Origin of the sequence: Tautonia sociabilis, from assembly GCF_003977685.1 — a bacterium.
GTDB classification, from domain to species: domain Bacteria; phylum Planctomycetota; class Planctomycetia; order Isosphaerales; family Isosphaeraceae; genus Tautonia; species Tautonia sociabilis.
The window spans coordinates 146,578-165,478 of the sequence record NZ_RYZH01000006.1; the positions used below are offsets into that span (position 1 = coordinate 146,578).

At 70.2% G+C, this 18,901-nt stretch carries 13 protein-coding genes; 8 read left to right on the forward strand and 5 right to left on the reverse strand.

Annotated features, from left to right (window positions below; all coding sequences use genetic code 11):
- Positions 1-117: 117 nt before the first annotated feature.
- The 3 genes from TsocGM_RS05020 (at position 118) to csrA (ending at position 3,190) form a co-directional block, all read left to right on the forward strand.
- On the forward strand, positions 118-1,419 hold the full coding sequence (locus TsocGM_RS05020) for a DUF6807 domain-containing protein (protein ID WP_158633384.1): 1,302 nt from the start codon (positions 118-120) through the stop codon (positions 1,417-1,419).
- An 857-nt stretch (positions 1,420-2,276) separates the two neighbouring features.
- On the forward strand, positions 2,277-2,747 hold the full coding sequence (fliW, locus tag TsocGM_RS05025; RefSeq protein ID WP_126724211.1) for a flagellar assembly protein FliW: 471 nt from the start codon (positions 2,277-2,279) through the stop codon (positions 2,745-2,747).
- Positions 2,748-2,917: 170 nt separating this feature from the next.
- Complete coding sequence (gene csrA / locus TsocGM_RS05030) at positions 2,918-3,190, forward strand: carbon storage regulator CsrA (protein WP_126724212.1); 273 nt, start codon at positions 2,918-2,920, stop codon at positions 3,188-3,190.
- Positions 3,191-3,350: 160 nt separating this feature from the next.
- Here the strand turns inward: csrA and TsocGM_RS05035 are convergent, their stop codons facing one another.
- Positions 3,351-3,866: an FHA domain-containing protein gene (locus tag TsocGM_RS05035; RefSeq protein ID WP_126724213.1), complete on the reverse strand. Its 516-nt coding sequence runs from the start codon at positions 3,864-3,866 to the stop codon at positions 3,351-3,353.
- Positions 3,867-4,122: 256 nt separating this feature from the next.
- On the opposite strand from TsocGM_RS05035, the gene TsocGM_RS05040 reads away from it, so the two are divergent.
- The 4 genes from TsocGM_RS05040 to TsocGM_RS05055 all read left to right on the forward strand — a co-directional run bounded on the left by TsocGM_RS05040 (position 4,123) and on the right by TsocGM_RS05055 (position 9,693).
- Complete coding sequence (locus TsocGM_RS05040; protein WP_199756700.1) at positions 4,123-5,916, forward strand: hypothetical protein; 1,794 nt, start codon at positions 4,123-4,125, stop codon at positions 5,914-5,916.
- A gap of 215 nt (positions 5,917-6,131) precedes the next feature.
- Positions 6,132-7,478, forward strand: coding sequence for a DUF1800 domain-containing protein (locus TsocGM_RS05045; RefSeq protein ID WP_126724214.1), 1,347 nt, complete (start codon positions 6,132-6,134; stop codon positions 7,476-7,478).
- A gap of 46 nt (positions 7,479-7,524) precedes the next feature.
- Complete coding sequence (locus tag TsocGM_RS05050) at positions 7,525-8,793, forward strand: DUF1501 domain-containing protein (RefSeq protein WP_126724215.1); 1,269 nt, start codon at positions 7,525-7,527, stop codon at positions 8,791-8,793.
- A 90-nt stretch (positions 8,794-8,883) separates the two neighbouring features.
- Positions 8,884-9,693: a ZIP family metal transporter gene (locus tag TsocGM_RS05055; RefSeq protein ID WP_126724224.1), complete on the forward strand. Its 810-nt coding sequence runs from the start codon at positions 8,884-8,886 to the stop codon at positions 9,691-9,693.
- A 76-nt stretch (positions 9,694-9,769) separates the two neighbouring features.
- Here TsocGM_RS05055 and purH read toward each other — a convergent pair whose 3' ends face one another.
- From purH to TsocGM_RS27520, 4 genes are all read right to left on the reverse strand, one after another.
- Complete coding sequence (gene purH / locus TsocGM_RS05060) at positions 9,770-11,413, reverse strand: bifunctional phosphoribosylaminoimidazolecarboxamide formyltransferase/IMP cyclohydrolase (RefSeq protein ID WP_233578366.1); 1,644 nt, start codon at positions 11,411-11,413, stop codon at positions 9,770-9,772.
- 145 nt (positions 11,414-11,558) lie between these two features.
- The gene (locus tag TsocGM_RS05065; protein ID WP_126724216.1) at positions 11,559-13,577 is read right to left on the reverse strand and encodes an outer membrane protein assembly factor BamB family protein; all 2,019 of its coding nucleotides are present in this window, start codon (positions 13,575-13,577) and stop codon (positions 11,559-11,561) included.
- A gap of 198 nt (positions 13,578-13,775) precedes the next feature.
- Positions 13,776-14,921, reverse strand: a complete 1,146-nt coding sequence (locus tag TsocGM_RS05070; RefSeq protein WP_126724217.1) for a TFIIB-type zinc ribbon-containing protein — start codon at positions 14,919-14,921, stop codon at positions 13,776-13,778.
- Positions 14,918-15,913, reverse strand: a complete 996-nt coding sequence (locus tag TsocGM_RS27520) for a hypothetical protein (RefSeq protein ID WP_126724218.1) — start codon at positions 15,911-15,913, stop codon at positions 14,918-14,920. The genes TsocGM_RS05070 and TsocGM_RS27520 overlap by 4 nt, the downstream gene beginning before the upstream one ends.
- 804 nt (positions 15,914-16,717) lie before the next feature.
- Between TsocGM_RS27520 and TsocGM_RS05080 the strand changes: the two genes are divergently transcribed.
- Positions 16,718-18,892 carry a DUF1549 and DUF1553 domain-containing protein gene (locus TsocGM_RS05080; RefSeq protein ID WP_126724219.1) on the forward strand — a complete coding sequence of 725 codons (2,175 nt, stop codon included), beginning with the start codon at positions 16,718-16,720 and terminating at the stop codon, positions 18,890-18,892.
- Positions 18,893-18,901: the final 9 nt, after the last annotated feature.

An 18,901-nucleotide genomic window follows, 5' to 3' on the forward strand; every position in this document is an offset into this window, starting at 1 on the left:
GCCCACCATCGTATCCTCGATCGGGAAATCGCTCCCGGCAAGCCCGGCTCGGGCACCGTGCCGATCGACCGACGAATCCCGCGACGACGGGGGGAATCCATGAATCGATCGTCTTCGATGCGAGCGTGGCTCGGTCGGCTCTGGACCGCTTGCGTTCTGGTCCTCGGCGTCGTGGCCGTCGCCGAGGGGCGGGCCCCGGGGATCGAGCTGACCGTCGATGCCGGCCGCTTCGATCGCCGCGACTGCCCCGTGCAACTCTCGGTCCCGATTGACGAGATTCCGGGGGAACTCGCCGATCGGCTCTCCTCGGCGGCCGACCAGGGCGGCTGGCTCCCGCTGGTCGAAGTGGGGGGCCAGGGCTCCCGGGTCGTCGCCCAGGTCGATCGCCCGGCGGAGGGTGCCGATCGCCTGCGGATCCTACTGGTCCTCCCCGGCCAGACGCCGAGCGGATCGCGTCGCGTCTTCCGGGAGGTCGATGGACCTGTCCTCCCCTCGCCATGGGCCTTCTCCACCTCTCCCGAGGGGCACCTGGAGCTGTCCCACCGCGACGCCCCGGTCTTCCGCTACAACACCCGTCCCGTCGTCCATCCCGATCACCAGAGCCCGAACCAGCCGAGAGACGCCTACATCCACCCCGCCTTCTCCCCCTCCGGGGCGATGGTGACCGGCGACTATTCCAGCGAGTCCCACCCCCACCACCGCGGCTTCTTCCTGGCCTACACCAAGACCGAGGTTGGCGACCTCCACCCCGACTTCTGGAACATCCAGAACGGTTCCGGCAAGATCCGCTTCGATCATCTCGGCGACGCCGTCGCCGGCCCCGTCTCCGCCCGAGTTTCCACCTTCCACCGCTGGGAGGCGGCCCGGCCCGACGGTGATCGGGTCGAGGTCTTGACAGAGCGCTGGGATCTGGAGGCGATCGACATTCCCGGCTCCCCTTACTGGCTGATCGACCTGACGACGACCCAGCAGGCGACCGGCGAACCGATGGTCCTCCCCCCTTACCGCTACGGCGGCATGGCCTACCGAGGCCCCGATTCCTTCTTCCCGAGAGGGGTGCTCGACGTACTGACCAGCGAGGGTCTCGACCGCGTCCAGGGCGACCAGAAGCCCGCCCGCTGGGTCGACCTCACCGGCCCGATCGCCGACGGCTCCAACACCTACGCCGGCGCCGTCATCTTCGACCACCCCGGCAACCTCAACCATCCCACCCCCGCCCGCATCCACCCGACAACGCTCCCCTTCTTCTGCTTCGTCCCCAGCCACGACACCACCGTCACCATCGGCCCCGACACCCCGACCGTCTTCCGCTACCGCATCCTCATTCACGACGGCCACCCGGACGCCGATCGCAACGATCGCGCCTGGCGAGACTTCGCCAATCCCCCGTCGGTCGTCCTGTCCTCGGCCGGAAGCTGATCCCGGCTCGTCTTTCTCTGCGAGGGGTTCTGGACCCCGCCCCGATGACCCTGGTCCTCAAGCCGGTCGCCTCCGCCGGGGGCCTCCAACCCCCGATCCGGATGACACCGGGGAAGAGCCCGAGGGGATCAGCTCGGTGTCGCGATGCTCCTCCGCCGGATCTCGCTCGATGGTCCGATCGCATCGATTGTGAGGGCGGCTCGGGGGGCGAGGTCCGTCCTGGATGGGCCCGTCAGTGGTCCAACCGGTTCAACCGGGCCGGGGGAGAGGTCGGGGAGGGCTGGATCGTTCTTGCCCAGGACGGGGTCATCGAACGCGCCTCGCGGCGATCGCATCGAGCCGGACGGTGCGTCCGCGTCGCGATTCCGGGGGCCCTGGACCGAGATCGTCCGGGGGGAATCGCGAACCGGATACCTCTTCGGGGCCGTCGATCGGTCGCGGTCGTTGCTTCCGGGAGGGTCGGAGGAGATTCGGCTCGGCTCCTCCGGGAGAGGAGCCAGGGGGTTCCGAGCGGCAGGATCGGTCCATCCGGCTGATCGGCCGACCGCTACGACCGGGCCGATCGGCGCGGCCTTCTCAGGCGGATGGCGGCGGGCAAATTCCCCGGGGGAGCGATGGGCCATCGATCGGCGGGGGGTCGATAACACCGGCGGTCAGTCCCGTCGACCGGACCCGGCAGGAGCCGGGGTCGGCGAGGGCCCGTCTCCGCGGGAAGTCGTCGTGGCCGCCCCCGGCCCGGCATCGCCGCCGTCTCCTCGCACCGTCGGGGGGCCGACGTCGCGGCCGGATCGAGGCGTGCCGGGCTCTGCCCGGGTCGGCCAGTGCGCCGGTCCGGACACCCAGGGAGGGAGCAGGAAGTGAACGTCGTCACGACACGATTCGGGACGATCCAGGTCCGGGAGCTGGACGTGATCCAGGTCCCCGAGGGCCTGGTGGGTTTCCGGGGGACCACGCAATTCGTGCTCTGGCCGGATCCGGAGGTCAGCGGGCTGGTCTGGCTCCAGTCCACGGCCGACCCGGACCTGGCCTTCGCGATGGTCCCGCCCCAGGTCGCCGTGTCCGATTACCGGGTCGAACTCCGTCCCGGCGACCGCACGGCCCTGGAGCTGGACGAGGCGGGCGAGCCGTCCGTCTTTGTGATCCTCAACCGCGGGGAGCAGGGGCTGACCGTCAATCTCCAGGGGCCCCTGGTCTTCAACCTGGCGCGCCGGCTGGGCAGGCAACTCGTGCTGACCTCCAGCCGATACGCCGTCCGGTTCCCGCTGGGGGAGCCGGAGGCGTCTCCGGCCGTGCTGCCCGGCCCCTCGGCGTTGCGCGCCACGGCCTGACGCGGTCGGGGACCCCTCGTCGAACCCCGGGCCCGACCCCGTCGCGAGCAATCGCGGCCCGGGGCCGATCCCGAGCACGGCGTGAGGCCCCGTCGTGGTCCGCCGACAAACCGGACGACGTGGCCAGGGATGGGCACGTCCGTCGCTGGCAGGAGGAAGGAGCCTAGTCCATGCTGGTCCTGTCCCGACACCGCGACGAGAGCATCATCATCGGCGATGACATCGTCATCACCGTGGTGGACATACGGGGCGACAAGGTCCGGTTGGGGATCGCGGCCCCGATCGAGATCTCCGTGCACCGCCAGGAGGTGTACGAGGCCATCCAGCGCGAGAATCGGCAGGCGAGCCGACTGGACCCCCAGGAGGCACGTCGGATCGACCGGCTCAACGGCAGCCCCCCGCTGAGGCGAGAGCCCCGGCGGAACCGCCCGGAAACCGGTTGATCTTCCGGCCGATTCGAGTCGCGGGGGCCGTCTTCCCCGTCGCAATCCCCCCCTTCGGATCGCACCCGTCCGGGTGGGCCCCGGCCTCGGCCGTCGGCCCACCCGGCTCGATCCGGCGACGATCCGGCGACGATCCGGCTCGGGAACGGGGGCGATCGTCTCAATCCAGCTCGATCAGGAACTCATCCCGCCCTCCCGGCGTGGGGATGTTTTCCCACTTTCCGTCGTCTTCGGAGATCAGGTCGCGATCGTCCAGCTCGATCACCTCGGCCTCCACCCGAGGGGCCGGCGACGGCGGGTTCAACTCGCCGATCGAGGGGGTCGGCGCGCCGAACCCGACCAGCACCGAGTCCGAAGGCCGCTGCAGCATCTCCGACGGGCTCGGCGTGTCGTCGGGGCCGAGATAGACGCGCACCTTGTAGCCGCCAATGCTCACCTTGTCGCCCGGGAGCAACGCGGCCCATCGGATCCGTTGGCCCTTGACCTTCGTCCCGTTGGTCGAGGCCAGGTCCCTCAGGATCAACAGCCCGGACGTCCGCACCAGGACGCAATGACGTTTCGAGATCGACGGGTGGTCGATTCGGACGTCGCAATACTCGCGCCGACCGAGCACGGTGATGTCGCGGGTGATCCGGATGGGAGGATCGCCATTGTCCGGCAGGAGTTCAGCCTTCATCGCCACCTGGGGGCTGAAGCTTCATCCGGCGGGGTCCCGTCTTGCCGATCGAGTCGTGGACCTTATCCCGAATTCTAGCCTGGATACGCGGATCCGACAACCCAAGCATCGGCCGCCGTTCCCGGAACCGGCGCGACGGAGGCCCGAGTCCTGAAACATCCTCAGGCCGCCCCCGGTATCGATCGCGGGAGCAGACCACGACGGGCCAGACCCTCGCCGACACGGACCCGTCCGGAGCGAGCCGGGGAGATCCACCATGACCAGCACCATCGGGCGGCGGGCGATCGCGACCATCTCGGCGGCGACGGTCCTCTGGCTCTCGGCCCCGAGGGGGACACTGGCCTCGGCCGAGGGGGGCCCGGCCGGCCCCGGTTCGGATTTCCTCGGCCCGGAGACGGTAGTTTACGCCGAGCTCTCCCGCCCAGGAGAGCTGCTCGACCGCCTCACCGGGGACCGGCTCCGGGGACTGCTCAACGCCATCCCCGCCTCCGCCGAGGCCCTGGACAGCCCCCAGTTCCAGGAGCTTCGCCAGCTCGTCGAGCTGATCGCCGGCCGGCTCGACACGACCTGGGACGACGGCCTCCGCTCGCTGACCTCGGGCGGCATCGTCCTCGGAGTCGAGGAGGCCGACCCTCCCCGGCTGGTGCTCGTCGTCATCCCGGAGGATCCGGCCTTCCTCGAGCGGGCCCACGAGACGCTCGTCGACCTCGCCCGAGAGGACGCCCGCCAGAAGGGAGCCCCCGAGCCGATCTCGGAAGACAACCATCGCGGCCTGACGACCTACAGCGTCTCGGATGAGGAGGCACACGCCCTCATCGACGGCAAGCTTGTCCTCTCCAACAGCCTCGAGGCGCTCCGGGCGGTCATCGACCGCCACCTCGATGGCGGCGACCGCCTGACCGATTCCCCCTTCTTCTCAGAACGGAAGCCGGACGGCTCCGAGCCGCCGCTTGCCTGGGCCTACGCTCGGGTCGACCGCCTCCGAGAGCTGGACCCCGGCCGATTCGCCAGCGAGGAGCCCGACGCCGGGGCGATGCTGCTCCTCGGGGCCTGGCTCGAGTTGCTCCAGGAGACCCCCTGGGCCTCCGCCCGGGTCGACTGGAGCGAGGACCGGCTGTCCGCGGTCCTCACGGTGGCGACCCCTCCCAAGGGCCGATCCGAGGTGATGGCCCGCTTCCTCCCCCCCGAAGGGGCCGGCGCCCCCCATCCGATCGCCCTGCCCGGCCGCCTGGCGACCATCAACCTCTGGCGCGATCAGATGGCCCTCTGGGAGGCCCGAGCGGACCTCCTCCCTCCCGAGGCGCTCCAGGGCCTCGCCCAGCTCGACTCCTTCGCCGGCACCTTCTTCGGGGGGCGAGACTTCGGCGACTCGGTGCTCGCCCCGCTCGGCGACCGGTGGCAGCTCGTGGCCGCGATGCAGGACTTCGACGCGATGGACCCCGAGCCCGCCCTCAAGCTCCCGGCCTTCGCCCTGGTCGTCGGACTCGACGCCGATCGACCCGAGTTCCCCCAGCGGCTTCGCGTCGTGTTCCAATCAATTCTCGGGCTCGTGAACCTCGGCGCCGCCGAAACGGGAGCTCCTCCCCTGATGCTCGGCGCCGAGACGCACGAGGGCGTGACGATCTCGACCGCCACCTTCATGGCCCCCCCCGAGCCGGCCGACGACGAACCGGCGGGCGAGGTCCACGCTCGCCACAACTTCAGCCCGTCGATCGCCGAGGTCGAGGGCCGCTTCATCCTCAGCTCGAGCCTCGGCCTGACCCGTTCCCTGATCGACGCGATCCAGGACGATCCCGAGCCCCAGTCGACCGACGCCACCCTGCTGATGACCGCCGACGGGCCCGCCCTGGCCGGCCTGGTCGAGCTGAACCGAGAACGCCTGGTGCTTCAGAATATGCTCGAACGCGGGAACGACCGCACCGCCGCCGAGCGGGACGTGGAGACGCTGGCTGCCTTGCTCCGCTCTCTCGGGCAGGCCACCCTGCGCGTGTCCGACGACGACGACGCTTCGACCCTCTCGCTCGACGTCCAACTCGGCGACCCCCGCTGATCGATCCGCTCCCTCCTCCGAAGGCGCGGCCCAGCGGTCGGAGGAGGGGACGCGCGACGGGCACGGTGGCCCCGGCCTCCTCGCGATGCTCCCGATCAACCCAGGCCGGCAGGAGCAGAGAGACCAGGCTCCGGGCCCGATCCGATCTCATTGACGTCAACCAGAATGATGGAACGATGATGGAAGCGGGCGCTTCCCTGGATCGGGGAATTCCGATGCAATCCTCCCCCTTGCTCAACGACCCCGATCGGGCCTGGTGTCGCTTCGAGCCCTCCGGCGAGGAGCCCTGGGACCTCCCCCGAGTGGCCCACCTCCACCGCCGGGCTGGCTTCTCGGCCTCGTGGGACGCCCTGCAACGCGACCTGGGGGACGGGCCCGAAGCGAGTATCGACCGGATCCTCGACGGCGAGCCGTCGGCCCTCGACGGCTCCCCCGCGGCGGAGTTCGACCGGCTGATGGACGCCCTCGCCCGGGGTCCCGGGGCCGCAGGAGGGGCGGCCGGGCTCCAGGCGAGTTGGCTGTACCGGATGATCCACACTCCGCACCCGCTCCGAGAGCGGATGACGCTGTTCTGGCATGATCATTTCGCCACCTCCATCGAAAAGGTCGGCGATCCCGACCTGATGCGTCGGCAGGTCGACCTGCTGCGGCGATGTTCCCTCGGCTCCTTCGCCGAGCTGCTGCGGACGATCGCCCGAGACCCGGCTATGCTCATCTGGCTGGACGCCACCGAGAGCAAGCGGCAACACCCGAACGAGAACTACGCCCGAGAGGTGATGGAACTGTTCACCCTCGGCCGAGGCCAGTACACCGAGCGGGACATCCAGGAAGCCGCCCGAGCCTTCACCGGCACCGTTGTCGTCCGGGGCCGCTACCGACACGATCCCCGCCAGTTCGACGACGGCGAGAAGACCGTGCTCGGCCGCACCGGCCGCTTCGACGGCGACGCCATCGCCGACATCCTGCTCGACCAGCCCTCCTGCGCCCGGTTCCTCTGCCGGAAGCTGTTCTCCTGGTTCGTGAGCGAGGTCGACGAGCCCTCGGATGCTCTGATCGAGCCCCTCGCCTTGGCCTACCGAGACTCGGATTATGACACCCGGGTGCCGGTGGCCATGATTCTCCGTTCCCGCCTCTTCTTCGACCCGGCGATCCGTCGCCGTCGGGTCAAGAGCCCGGTCGAGTTCGCCGTCGGCACGATCCGGGCGCTGGAGATCCTGGCTCCGACCGTCTCCACGCAGGAGCTGGCCGAAGCCTGTACCCGGATGGGACAGGCGCTGTATGCTCCGCCGAGCGTCGCCGGCTGGGACGGCGGCCCGGCCTGGATCAACACGGCGACAATTCTTGCTCGGTCGAACGCCGCGCTTGCCCTGCTCGACGACCGCCGGCGGTTCGATCCCGAGGCACTGGCCTCCCGCCACGGCCGCTCCGACGACCCGGCCGGCTTCTTCGTCGACCTGCTCGTGCAAGACGCCTTCGGACCCGACGTGCTCGACCGAATCCGAGGATCGGCCCGGGAGGCGGCCGCGCTGGTGCTCACCTCGCCCGAATACCAGCTCTCCTGACATCGTGTCGGACCGATCGGATCCGCCGGAACCCGAGGATCGACCCATGAGTACGCGTCGCCGAGATTTCCTCCGGTCTTCGCTGTCTGCCGCCACGCTCGTCTCCATTGGCGGGCCGACCATCCCCGGCTTCCTCGCCCGATCGGCCCGGGCCGCCAGCGCCGAGGGAACAGGGGACGAGGGGAGGATCCTCGTCGTCCTCCAGCTCCTCGGCGGGAACGATGGGCTGAACACGGTGGTTCCCCACGCCCTCGACGGCTACTCCCGGAACCGGAAGCGGATCCGGCTGGCGAGCGGCCAGCTCCATCGGATCGATGATCAGGTTGGCTTGCATCCGAGGATGGGGAAGCTGGCCGAGTTGCTGGAGCGCGACCGCCTGGCGATCGTCCAGGGGGTCGGCTACCCGAACCCGGACCGCTCCCACTTCCGATCGATGGAGATCTGGGAAACCGCCCGGACCGACTCCGGCCCCGAGGCGATCGAAACCGGCTGGATCGGCCGGGTCCTCGACGCCCACCCCCCGAAACCAGGCCAGGACCCTCCCGCGTTGCACATCGGGGCAGGGCGGTCCCCGCTGGCGACGAAGGCGAAGCGGGTCGAGGTGCCCTCGCTCGAGCGGGTCGACCAGTTCCGGCTTCAACTCGCCGGAGCCGCCCCCGAGCAGCGATCGGCCCGGACCGCGATGTCGGACGTGGCCCGGGTCGACCGGGGAGACGATCCCCTGCTCGGCTTCCTCCGCCGGAGCACCCTGTCGGCCTATGAGTCGAGCCGACGGCTGGAGGAGGTCGCGGGTACCGATGGCGATTCATCCTACCCGAATTACGGCCTCGCCCAGCGCCTGAAGCAGGTCGCCCGGCTTATCAAGGCCGGCTTCGGCACCCGGATCTACTACACCCGCCAGGACGGGTACGACACCCACGCCAACCAGTTCGACACCCACGCCGCCCTGCTCAACGAACTGGCCGACTCGCTTGCCGCTTTCCACGACGACCTGGCCGGCGCCGGCCTGAACGACCGAGTGGCGGTCCTCGTCTTCAGCGAGTTCGGCCGTCGCCTCGCCGAGAATGCTTCGGGTGGCACCGACCACGGCGCCGCGGCCCCCGTCTTCGTCGTCGGGCCCGTCCGACACGCCGGCCTGATCGGCGAACACCCGAGCCTCGAACCCGACGATCTCGACGACGGCGACCCCCGGTTCCACACCGACTTCCGCCGCGTCTACGCCGCGATGCTCGACCACTGGCTCGGCCTGCCCTCGGCCCCCATCGTCGGGGAGGGGTTCGAGCCGCTGCCGCTCTTGCCACCGGCTCGGGGGTGAGCGGGAGACGGTGAGGCTCGGCCGATGGAGCATCCCACGGCCGCTCTCCCGCCGGTTGCCGATCCCGACCTGGGGTGGTACAACCCCGGCATGGCATGGTTCGAACGCCTCGATCCGATCCTCCAGGCGCTCCTGGCCGGCGGCTTCACCTGGGGGGTGACGGCGGTCGGGGCGGCGTCGGTGTTCCTGACGCGATCGATGAACCGGAGGCTGCTCGACGTGATGCTCGGGTTCGCGGCGGGGGTGATGATCGCCGCGAGCTTCTGGTCGCTCTTGCTGCCGGCGATCGAGCTGTCCAGGGAGCTGGGAGGGACCGGCTGGGGGCCCGCGCTCGTGGGATTTCTGCTCGGTGGGGTGGCGTTGCGTCTGGGAGACCTCTGGCTGCCCCACCTGCACCCGGGCCTGGCGATGGATCAGGCCGAGGGGGTGAAGACCCTTTGGAAGCGGACGACGCTGCTCGTCCTGGCGATCACCCTGCACAACATCCCGGAAGGCCTGGCGGTGGGGGTGGCCTTTGGCGCGGCGGAGTCGGGGATGGAGGCGGCCTCCCTCTCGGCGGCGATCGCGCTGGCCGTCGGTATCGGCCTGCAGAACCTTCCGGAAGGGATCGCGGTGGCGATGCCGCTGCGGGGAGAGGGGACGGGGCGGTTCCAGGCCTTCTGGTGCGGGCAGCTCTCAGCGGTGGTCGAGCCGGTGGCCGCGGTGCTTGGGGCCGCGGCCGTGATGGTCGTCCGGCCGCTCTTGCCGTATGCCCTGGCGTTCGCGGCGGGGGCGATGATCTACGTGGTCGTCGAAGAGCTGGTGCCCGAGAGCCAGCAGCACGGCAACGATGACCTCGCGACGCTCGGCACAATGGCCGGATTCGCGGTGATGATGGTGCTGGACGTCTCGCTCGGGTAGGGAGGCGGCCGTTCGACCTTCCCAGGCCGATCGAGGGCCGCTCCGTCCCTCCTCGGTCGCCCTGGGCCTCGATCGATCAGTGCCGGAAGTGGCGGCGGCCGGTGAAGACCATGGCGATGCCGTGCTCGTCGCAGGCGGCGATGACCTCCTCGTCGCGCCGGGAGCCCCCAGGCTGGATGATGGCGGTGATCCCGGCGGCGGCGGCCGCGTCGGGACCGTCCCGGAAGGGGAAGAAGGCGTCGGAGGCGAGCACGGCGCCGGCAGCCCGAGGACCAGCCTTTCGGGAGGCGATTTCGACCGAATCCAGCCGGCTCATCTGCCCGGCGCCGACACCCACCACCTGCCCCTCGGCGGCGAAAACGATCGCGTTCGACTTGACCGCCTGGCAGACCTTCCAGGCGAAGGAGAGGTCGGCCAACTCTCGATCGTTCGGGGGCCGCTTGGTGACGACTCGGCCCTCGGCCAGGGGGTCGGCCTGCATCGTGTCCCAATCCTGAACGAGCAGGCCACCCTCGACTCGGCGGAGGTCCATCCCAACCGGAGGGGGGGAGCCAGGCCCGATCGGGGCGCCGAGGTCGAGCAGGCGGACGCTGTTCTTCCAGGACGGCCGGGTGGTCAGCGCCTCGAAGGCATCGGGCTCGAAACCCGGGGCGACAATGCACTCGATGAATCGGCCGGGAGTCACCATGCGCTCGGCTGTCGCCAGATCCACCACCCGGTTCAGCCCGACGATGCCGCCGAAGGCGCTGACGGGGTCGCCGTCGTAGGCACGCTCGAATGCCTCGGCCAGCGTCGTTCCGACCGCGGCGCCGCAGGGGTTGTTGTGCTTGAGCACACAGGAGGCGGGCCGGTCGAAGGACCGGATCAGGCGCAGGGCGCTGTCGAGGTCGAGAATATTGTTATACGAGAGTTCCTTGCCGTGTCGGATTCTCGCGGTGGCGAGGTTTGGGCCCGACGTGCCGGGATTGATGTAGAAGGCGGCCCGCTGGTGGGGGTTCTCGCCGTATCGGAGGACGGTGCGCCGCTCGAATCGAAGGGAGAGCTCGTCGGGGAAGCTCTCGGGACGGCCGGCCTGCTCGGAATCGGAATTGGAATCGGAACCGATCAGGTAGGAGAGGATGGCGCGGTCGTAGTGGCCGGTCTTGCGGAAGGCCTCCAGGGCCTTGCCCCGGCGGAAGGCCAGGGTCGTGCCGCCGTGCCGTTCCAGTTGCTCGAGCAGGCCTGGATACTGGTCTGGGTCGGTCAGGACGGTGACGAAGGCGTGGTTCTTGGCCGCGGCCCGGATCAGGGACGGGCCGCCGATGTCGATCTTCTCGATCGCCTCGGCGAGCGTCACGCCGGGCTTCGCGACGGTCTGCTCGAACGGGTAGAGGTTGACCACGACGAGGTCGACGGGGGGGACGCCCAGACTGGTCAGGGCGTCCAGATCCTCGGGCACGTCCCGTCGGGCGAGGATGCCGGCGTGGACCTTGGGGTGCAGGGTCTTGACCCGACCGCCGAGGATCTCGGGGCTTCCGGTGAAGTCGGAAACCTCTTCGGCCGAGATCCCGGCGTCGAGGAGCGCCGATCGGGTCCCTCCACTGGCCAGCAGCGCGACGCCTCGTTCGGAGAGGCCCCGGGCGAGTTCGACGAGCCCCCGCTTGTCGGAGACGCTCAACAGGGCACGTCGGATCGGGATCAGGGTGTCGGTCGCGTCGGGCATCTCGGGTCGGAGCCTCATCAGTCGGTCGATCGAGGGAGCGGCGGCTCGGGGGCCAGCGACGGGAGGCCGCCCCGGGGGCGGCCTTTCCGGAAAGGGGGGTGAGGGGGATTCGGAAACCGGCCCCGGATGCGAGGGGATCCGGAGCCGGGCCCCCCTCGGGGGCTTAGCGGATCCGCCGGGGACGTGCCGGCAGGGCGCCGAAGCCGAAGTCGAACGGGTTGTCGTCCTCGGCGGGCTCTTCGGCCTGGGGACGAACCGGGACGGGGACCGGGGGAGGGGTCTGGGAGTCCTCGGTGCTGTCGTCTCGGAGGAAGCCGAACGGTCGCTCCGAGGCCGCCCGGAGCGGGATCGGCCCGGTGTAGACGACGTCGGGGCTGGGGGAGGGCTCCCGGAGGCAGATCAGCGTCCCGGTGGCGGTGGCCAGGTAGATCCGATCGTGGACGTCGTTGGTGACCGCCAGGGAGAATCCCCTGAGGTCGAGACCGAGTCGGCCGAACGTCTCGGAGGGACCAGCGACGAGTTCGCCAGAGTCTCGGCTCACGACGGCGAGGTCGCCGTACTCGGTCTTCAGATAGATCCGGGTCGGGCTCAGGGCGAGAATCCGATTGGCGCCGGTCTGGACCCCCTTGGGCCGGAGGGCCGGCTCGCCGGTGGCCGGGTCGAGCGCCAGTTGGGCCGTGCCAGGCACCGGGTATCGGAGGCCCGTCCTCGGGTCAACCTGCTCCCGCTCGGTCCCGGGGATGGGGATCGGCTCGGACCAGTTCGGCATGGGCGTGCCGGTCTCCGGGTCGACGGCGAACAGGAGGCCCGCGTCGTTGAGGACGTAGACGGCCGGAGCCATCGCGATGGTCTCCTCCTGCTCAACGACCCGGGTGACGTTGCGGGAATACTCCCGCAAGTCGGTGCCGGTGAAGGTCTGGGCCTCCTCGACCCGAACAAGGCGGGTCACGGTCACGTCTCCCCCGCCAACGAGCGGCTGCGCGGAGATGGAGGTGCCGGTGGGGAAGACCCAGGGCGTCTCCGGTCGGTCGTACCGGCCGGTCTCCGGGTTCAGCGCGAAGAGGAACAACCGGAAGCCGTAGAGATTGCCATTCATCGACGGGACGATCAGCCGGCTGTCGGGGCCGGTGCCGAAGGTGCCCATCGAGGCGAAGAGCTGGCCGATCGGGTGGGTGCGGTACAGGATCGCGGGCGGGTCGATCTGGGAAACATAGAGCTTGCCGCCGTTGGAGGCGAAGGCGACGACGAACTGAGTCGGGATCGGCTCGGCGGTGATCGCGCCGTTGGTCGCGAAGTTCCAGGCGAACCCCCCAGGGGGGCCGGACTGACGCCGGAACCGCTCCTCCCGGGTCGACACCAGCGAGTAGGCGATCAGCTTCCCGTTGACCAGGCCCACGATCACCAGATCGAGGGTGGCGGCCACCGGGGAGGAGGCGTTGGCCTCCATCCGCTGCGCCCAGACCTGGCGGCCCGTGGCGCGGTCGAGCGCGTAGAGGAAGTTGCCGTTGATGGCGAACACCTGAGACGCCGGCGAGTAGCCGATCGCATCCGTGACCTGGGAGACGATCCGCTTGCGTTCGTTCAGGGGAAGGTCGGCGTTCCCCCAGAGCGGCCGGAGCCGGTCCTTCAGGTCGGCCATCTTGCGGTAGGCGTCGGGGTAGTCGTCCTCCGTAGTGTCGAGGGCGAGGGTGCCATCGGCGTCGAAGACGCGGAAGTTGAGGACCTCCTGAGGATCGCCGCCATCGGGCGAGGGGCGGGTCGACCGGGCGATGACCACCAGGAATCTCCCCTCGCTTGGCAATTCGTCCCGGGTCCCGAAGGAGGGGATGAGTTGGAGCGAGGGTGGTTCGGCGTAGACGCCGACGTCCTGGGCCGAGCCGCCCGCGGGGCCGATGTCGGCCGACCAGATCAGTCGGCCGGTTTCCGCGTCGAGGCAGTAGAGCAGGGCGTCGGTGGTCTGGGCGAAGAGCAGCTCGCCGTCCGCGGAGAGGCTCAGGTGGTCGAGCTGCTCAAGGCCGGCCTGGAGCGGCACGGCGGTGAACCAGTTCCGCTCCAGACCAATTCGCCCGAGGGCGGCGCGGTCGGGCAGGGCGATGTCGGAGATCGTGTTCTGGCCGTCGGCGGGGACGGCCCAGGCCAGGGCGCCGAGGGCCGCCCAGGCCAGCGTCAATCGGCGAATCATGGGGACGTGTCCTCTGCGGCGATCGAGGGGTCGGCGCGTGGGGTCGGGGGCGTCGGGGGCCTCCGGGCGGGACCGCGCCGCAACCCCCGCACTTGACTAAGGATTCGTAGCCGACGACCGGGGGCCGGTCAAGTTGCCGGACGCATCGGGCCGGGCGCCTGTGCCGGTCGATCCCCGGGTTCCGGTCGCCCGGCGGCTTCAGGGGGACGGGGTTTGCCCGGGGGATTCGAAGGCTCCCGGCGAGGGTTCCGGACCCGACGGCCCGACGTCTTCCCGCCGGGCGGCGACGACCTTCCACCCGGTGTCGATCGCGTCGAGCCGGAACCGAAGCAACCGGAGTCGCAGCCGTCGAGCCGGGGAGCCGGCAGCGGCAAGGGTGTCCTCGACCGTGGCGACCACCTCGGCCTCCTCCAGGACGAACGGTCCGTCGGCCTCGATCGTGAAGAACGGTCGACCGAGCAGGTCGTCCCAGGTGTCTGGATCCTCGCCGAAGCGGAGGGCCAGGGCCTGGGCGTCGGGGGGGAGGGGAGGCTCGGCGTCCCGAACCAGCTGCTCGTAGGTCGGGACCAGCTCGCGGCGGGGCAACGCCTGGGTGAGCCTGGCAAACGACTCGGCGAACTCGATCGCGGCATCGAGCTGCTCGTCGGCGCTGCCGCCGGCGATCCGGGAGTAAACGTCGGCCTGCTCGTTCTCCTGCCTGGCCCGATCGGCCTCGTCCAGGAACTCAGCGGCCACGCCGAGGGGGTTGGCGTTCTGGAAGCGGCCGATTGCCGGGTCGTAGGTGTACGACTCGGCGATCGTCCGGTGTAGCGCGGCGATCGGGGCGAACGACCCTCGGATCGTCTCGTCCCCCTCGGGGTCGCGCTGGGCGTCATCGAAGGACGCGATGGCGGGGGGATCGGTCAGGGTCGAGAGGAGCTCGATGCGCTCGATGTCCCGGGAGACGAGGGCGTCGAGGAACGCTCGGGCGGTCCGCTCGACGGGGTCCATCGGGCGGGGGGCCTCCGCCTCGGTCGGCTCGGGACGACGGAGCAGGGGGAGGAGCACCAGGGTGGCGACCCCCAGTCCGGCCAAGGCCCCGAGCACAAAGGGCACGAGGCGTCGGAGTCGGCGACGGCGGCGGTCGTCCGGGTGGTCGTCCTCGACGGGGTCGACCACCGCGGGGGAGGCCGGCGGGTCCTCCCGACGCCGCTTCGGGCCGGAGGCCAGCCGGGCGACCTCCTCCATCGTCGCCGGCATCCGGGCCGAGCTGCCGCACTTGGGGCAGGAGACGATCTGGCCGAGTCGCTCGTCGGTGGTGAGGAAGGTGGTCAGGCACTCGGGGCAAGACAATCGGATCGTCATCGGGCCTCCTCCGGATCGTCGCCGCGGTCGGGTGGCTCGGCGATCCGCTGCCGAGGGGCGACTCCCAGGCATTCGGGGCACGCGTCGTCGACGCCAACGTAGGGCCGGGAGCAGCGCGGGCAGAGCCCGGCGCTGCGGCGGAGGGTCGGCAAGGAAGCCCGCAGGCTGGCCCCCTCGGCGGTGTCGCCGAAGGTCTCAGCGACCCGCGAGGCGAGCCCAACCACGTCGGGCCGGACCGAACCGGTCCGCAGCCGCTTCTGGATCAGGAGCATCAGCCAGCCGATGACCTGCCGGTCCAGCTCCTTGAGCTCCTCTCCCCGAAGGTGCAGGGTCAGCTCGTCTCGATAAGAGATCACCTGGTCCGGGTCGTTGACGGACCGGGCCGCTTCGAGCCTCGCCTTCAGGTCGTCAACCGTCAATCGGCGGCCCTCGACGACCTCCTGAGCGAGGGCGTCGGCCTCCGGGGCGTCGGGGAAGTCGCGACGCAGGCCGGCGATGAGGCGATCGGCCCGGTCCCATCGAGCCTCCTCGATCGCTTGCCGGATGCCGGCCAGCGCGATCGACTTGCCCTGGTCGCCGGCCGATCCGACCGCCGCCGGGGCCTGGGTCAGCCGCTCGACCGCCAGGGCGATCCGGGCCAGGCTGGGCGCCACCTGCCGCTCAATCAGCATCGCCGTCCGCTCCGAGGCCTCCGCCTGGTCGACCATCAGGCCGATCAGCTCGGCCGCCGCCTTGAGGATGCGGTCGGCCACCCAGCCGGCCAACGCGAACCCGCCGCCGTAGGCCAGCAGCGCGACGCCAAGCACGACGCGCTCCCCCCAGGTCAACTGCACGTCCGAGACCAGGGCCTTGGTCCGGTCGAGCACCATTCCCAGTCCGACCGCGAACAGCCCGAACCGCACCAGGGGAGACAGCACCAGCAGGGCGCGTCGGGCCGCCCTCAGGGACTCCGGGCCTCGGGGGGATCGGGAGGGGTCGGGCATGGTGGTCACTCGGTTCCGCTCGGGCTTCCCGCTCGATGCACTCGTCAATTATCTCAGACCGATCGAGCCGACCGCGAGGGGCCGGATTCCCCCGCAAGGCCAATCGGCTCGCAGCCGACTCGGCGGCTCGCCTCGGAACCGGTGCGCCTCGGCACGCTTCCCCTGATCGCCATAAGTCTCGACAATTCCGACACTTGACGAACGCCGTTGGCTTCGCTCCGCGCCAGGGACGCGCCGAGGACTCCCCGCTCGGCTCGGCTCGGCCCAGATCGCCGCTCCCGGGGAGCAGCGTCACCAGGGACGAAGCGGATCCCCAATCGGCACGCAAGGGCTGGATTCCCTAAGCACTGAATTGGAACCATCTTGCTCGATCGAATTGGCTTCGCTCCGTCGCTCCGCGCTCCGTTGCTCCGTGGTCCGGGGTCGTCCCGCGTCCGCCCCCTTTGGCCGATCGCGCCGAGGCGGCGTCTCCTCGCGCCGGGGAGGAATCGGGTTCGGGAATTGGGCACGGAGCCACGTTGGAATGGGTGGATGCTCGTGTGCCGAGCGAGGTCCCCGTGGCTGGGGGCGAGCCTCAGGGGTCACACGTTGATCGACGACTTGCCAAGGAGAAGAAGGCGGGCCTTCGCGTTTATTATCTCCGGGTGGTGAATCGGACGTGATTGCGGGAGGGGGGGCGGTTGGCGCTTGGCGAGGGGAGAAGAGCCCGGCAGAATAGAGGACGCTGTCCGCCGGTTGATCCGATCGGGTCGACTCCCCTCCCACCGACCCTTCCGTCCGCCCTCGCCCTCCCCTCGCCTCCGGAGGTGGCCCATGAGCCACGATCGCCGTCCTCGGCGAACGGACCGATGGTTCTGTGTCGTCCTGGCCGTGTCTCTGGCTGCTGGGCTCGCCTCGCCGATGGCGAAGGGAGGAGAGCCCAACGGGGCAGTGGCCCCCCCGGAGTCGTTCGGAGAGGAGGAGCGAGAGCACTGGGCCTACCGGCCGATCGATCGGCCGGAGCCCCCGGACGTGGGGGATCCGGGCTGGATCCGGAACCCGATCGACCGCTTCTTGCTGGCGGAGATGGAGGCGATGGGCTTCGAGCCGTCTCCCGAGGCGGATCGGGGCTCCTTGATCCGCCGGGTGACGTTCGACCTGACCGGCTTGCCGCCGACGCCGGAGGAGGTGGCCGCGTTTCTGGCCGACGACCGGCCGGATGCGTTTGAGCGGCTGGTGGACCGACTGCTGGATCGGCCGACCTTCGGAGAGCGCTGGGCCCAGCACTGGCTCGACCTGGCCCATTACGCCGATTCGAACGGGTTCGAGCTGGATGCCGACCGTCCGGATGCCTGGCGGTACCGCGACTGGGTCGTCCGAGCGCTGAACGAGGATGTGCCGTATGACGAATTCCTGGCGCTGCAACTGGCCGGGGACGAGCTTCGCCCGGGGGACGAGCAGGCCCTGATCGCCACCGGGTTCGGCCGCTGCGGCCCGAGGGAGGTGGTGGGGGGGAACATCGACCCGAAGGTGCGTCGGCAGTCGGAGCTGACCGGGGTGACAGGGACGGTCGGCTCGGTATTCCTGGGCCTGACGATCGGCTGCTCCCGGTGCCACGACCACAAGTTCGACGCGATCCCGACGACCGACTATTACCGGCTCCAGGCGTTCTTCGAGGGAGCGGAGTTCGTCGAGCTTCCGATCGCCGACCAGGCCGAGGAGGCGGCCTTCGAGCAGGAGAAGGCCCGGATCGCCGCTCTGGTCAAGCCGCTTCGGGATCAGATGGCCGAGCTGGAGGCCCCCTATCGGAAGGCGCTTCGGGAGAAGAAGGAGGCTGGCCTGTCGGAAGCGGAGCGGGAGGTGCTGGCGATCCCGGAGGGGGAGCGAACGCCGGTTCAGCAGAAGATGGCGGCCGGGGCCGAGAAGGCGTTGCGGATCTCCTGGGAGGAGGTGGCCGAGGCCGTCTCCAAGAACCCGGACGATCACGCCGATCGCGAGCGGCTGAAGCGGGCGATCTTCGAGATCGAGCGCACGCTGCCCCCCCCTCCAGCCAGGGCGATGGCGCTGGCCGAGCCGGAGGGGGGTGAGACGCCCGAAACGTTCGTCTATCGCCGGGGAGACCCGTACAACCTCGGGCCGAAGGTCGGGCCCCGCCCCCTGGGAGTCGTTCTGGCAAACATGGGGAGCGAGGCGTTCGACCCGGGGAAGATCGAGCCGGTCGCCGGCCGCTCCGGGAGGAGGTCCTCGCTGGCGAGGTGGATGACCCGGGCGGACAACCCGCTGACGGCCCGAGTGATCGTCAACCGTTTGTGGCAGCATCACTTCGGCCGGGGGATCGTCGCCTCTCCCAGCGACTTCGGCGTCCGGGGGGATCTGCCCAGCCACCCCGAGCTGCTCGACTGGCTGGCCTCGGAGCTGATCTCGGGAGGCTGGCGGCTCAAGCCGATCCACCGGCTGATGGTGACCTCCAGCGCTTACCGGCAGGCGAGCAATCCGGGGCGGTCGGTCGTTCCGGACCCGGGCCACGCGCCGGGGGAGATCGATCGCTTCCGGAAGCAGGTCGAGGAGGACCCGGAGAACGTGCTCGTCTCCCGGATGGAGCCGAGGAGGCTCGAGGCGGAATCGCTCCGCGATGCGTTCCTGGCCGTCTCCGGAGAGCTGAACCCGCAGATGGGGGGACCGGGGATCCGAGCGCCGATCCCCAGCGAGGTCGAGGAGCTGATCTTCACCGAGGCGGAGGAGGTTGACCTGTGGCCCGAGCACCCGGACCCGTCGCAGCACGTCCGGCGGTCGCTCTATCTGTACCGAAAACGGAACGTTCGAGTGCCCCTGTTCGACGCCTTCGACGCCCCGGACACGCAGACCTCGTGCGCCGTCCGGGACGAGAGCACGGCACTGTCTCATCCGCCATCCTGTTGGGTTGACAGTTGTTGCGTCAATGCGGCGGGGTCGGCCTGCAGCAGCTCCCAGAAGTCGGCGGTCGGCAGCACCAGGCCCAGGACCTGGTAGGGGCAGCGG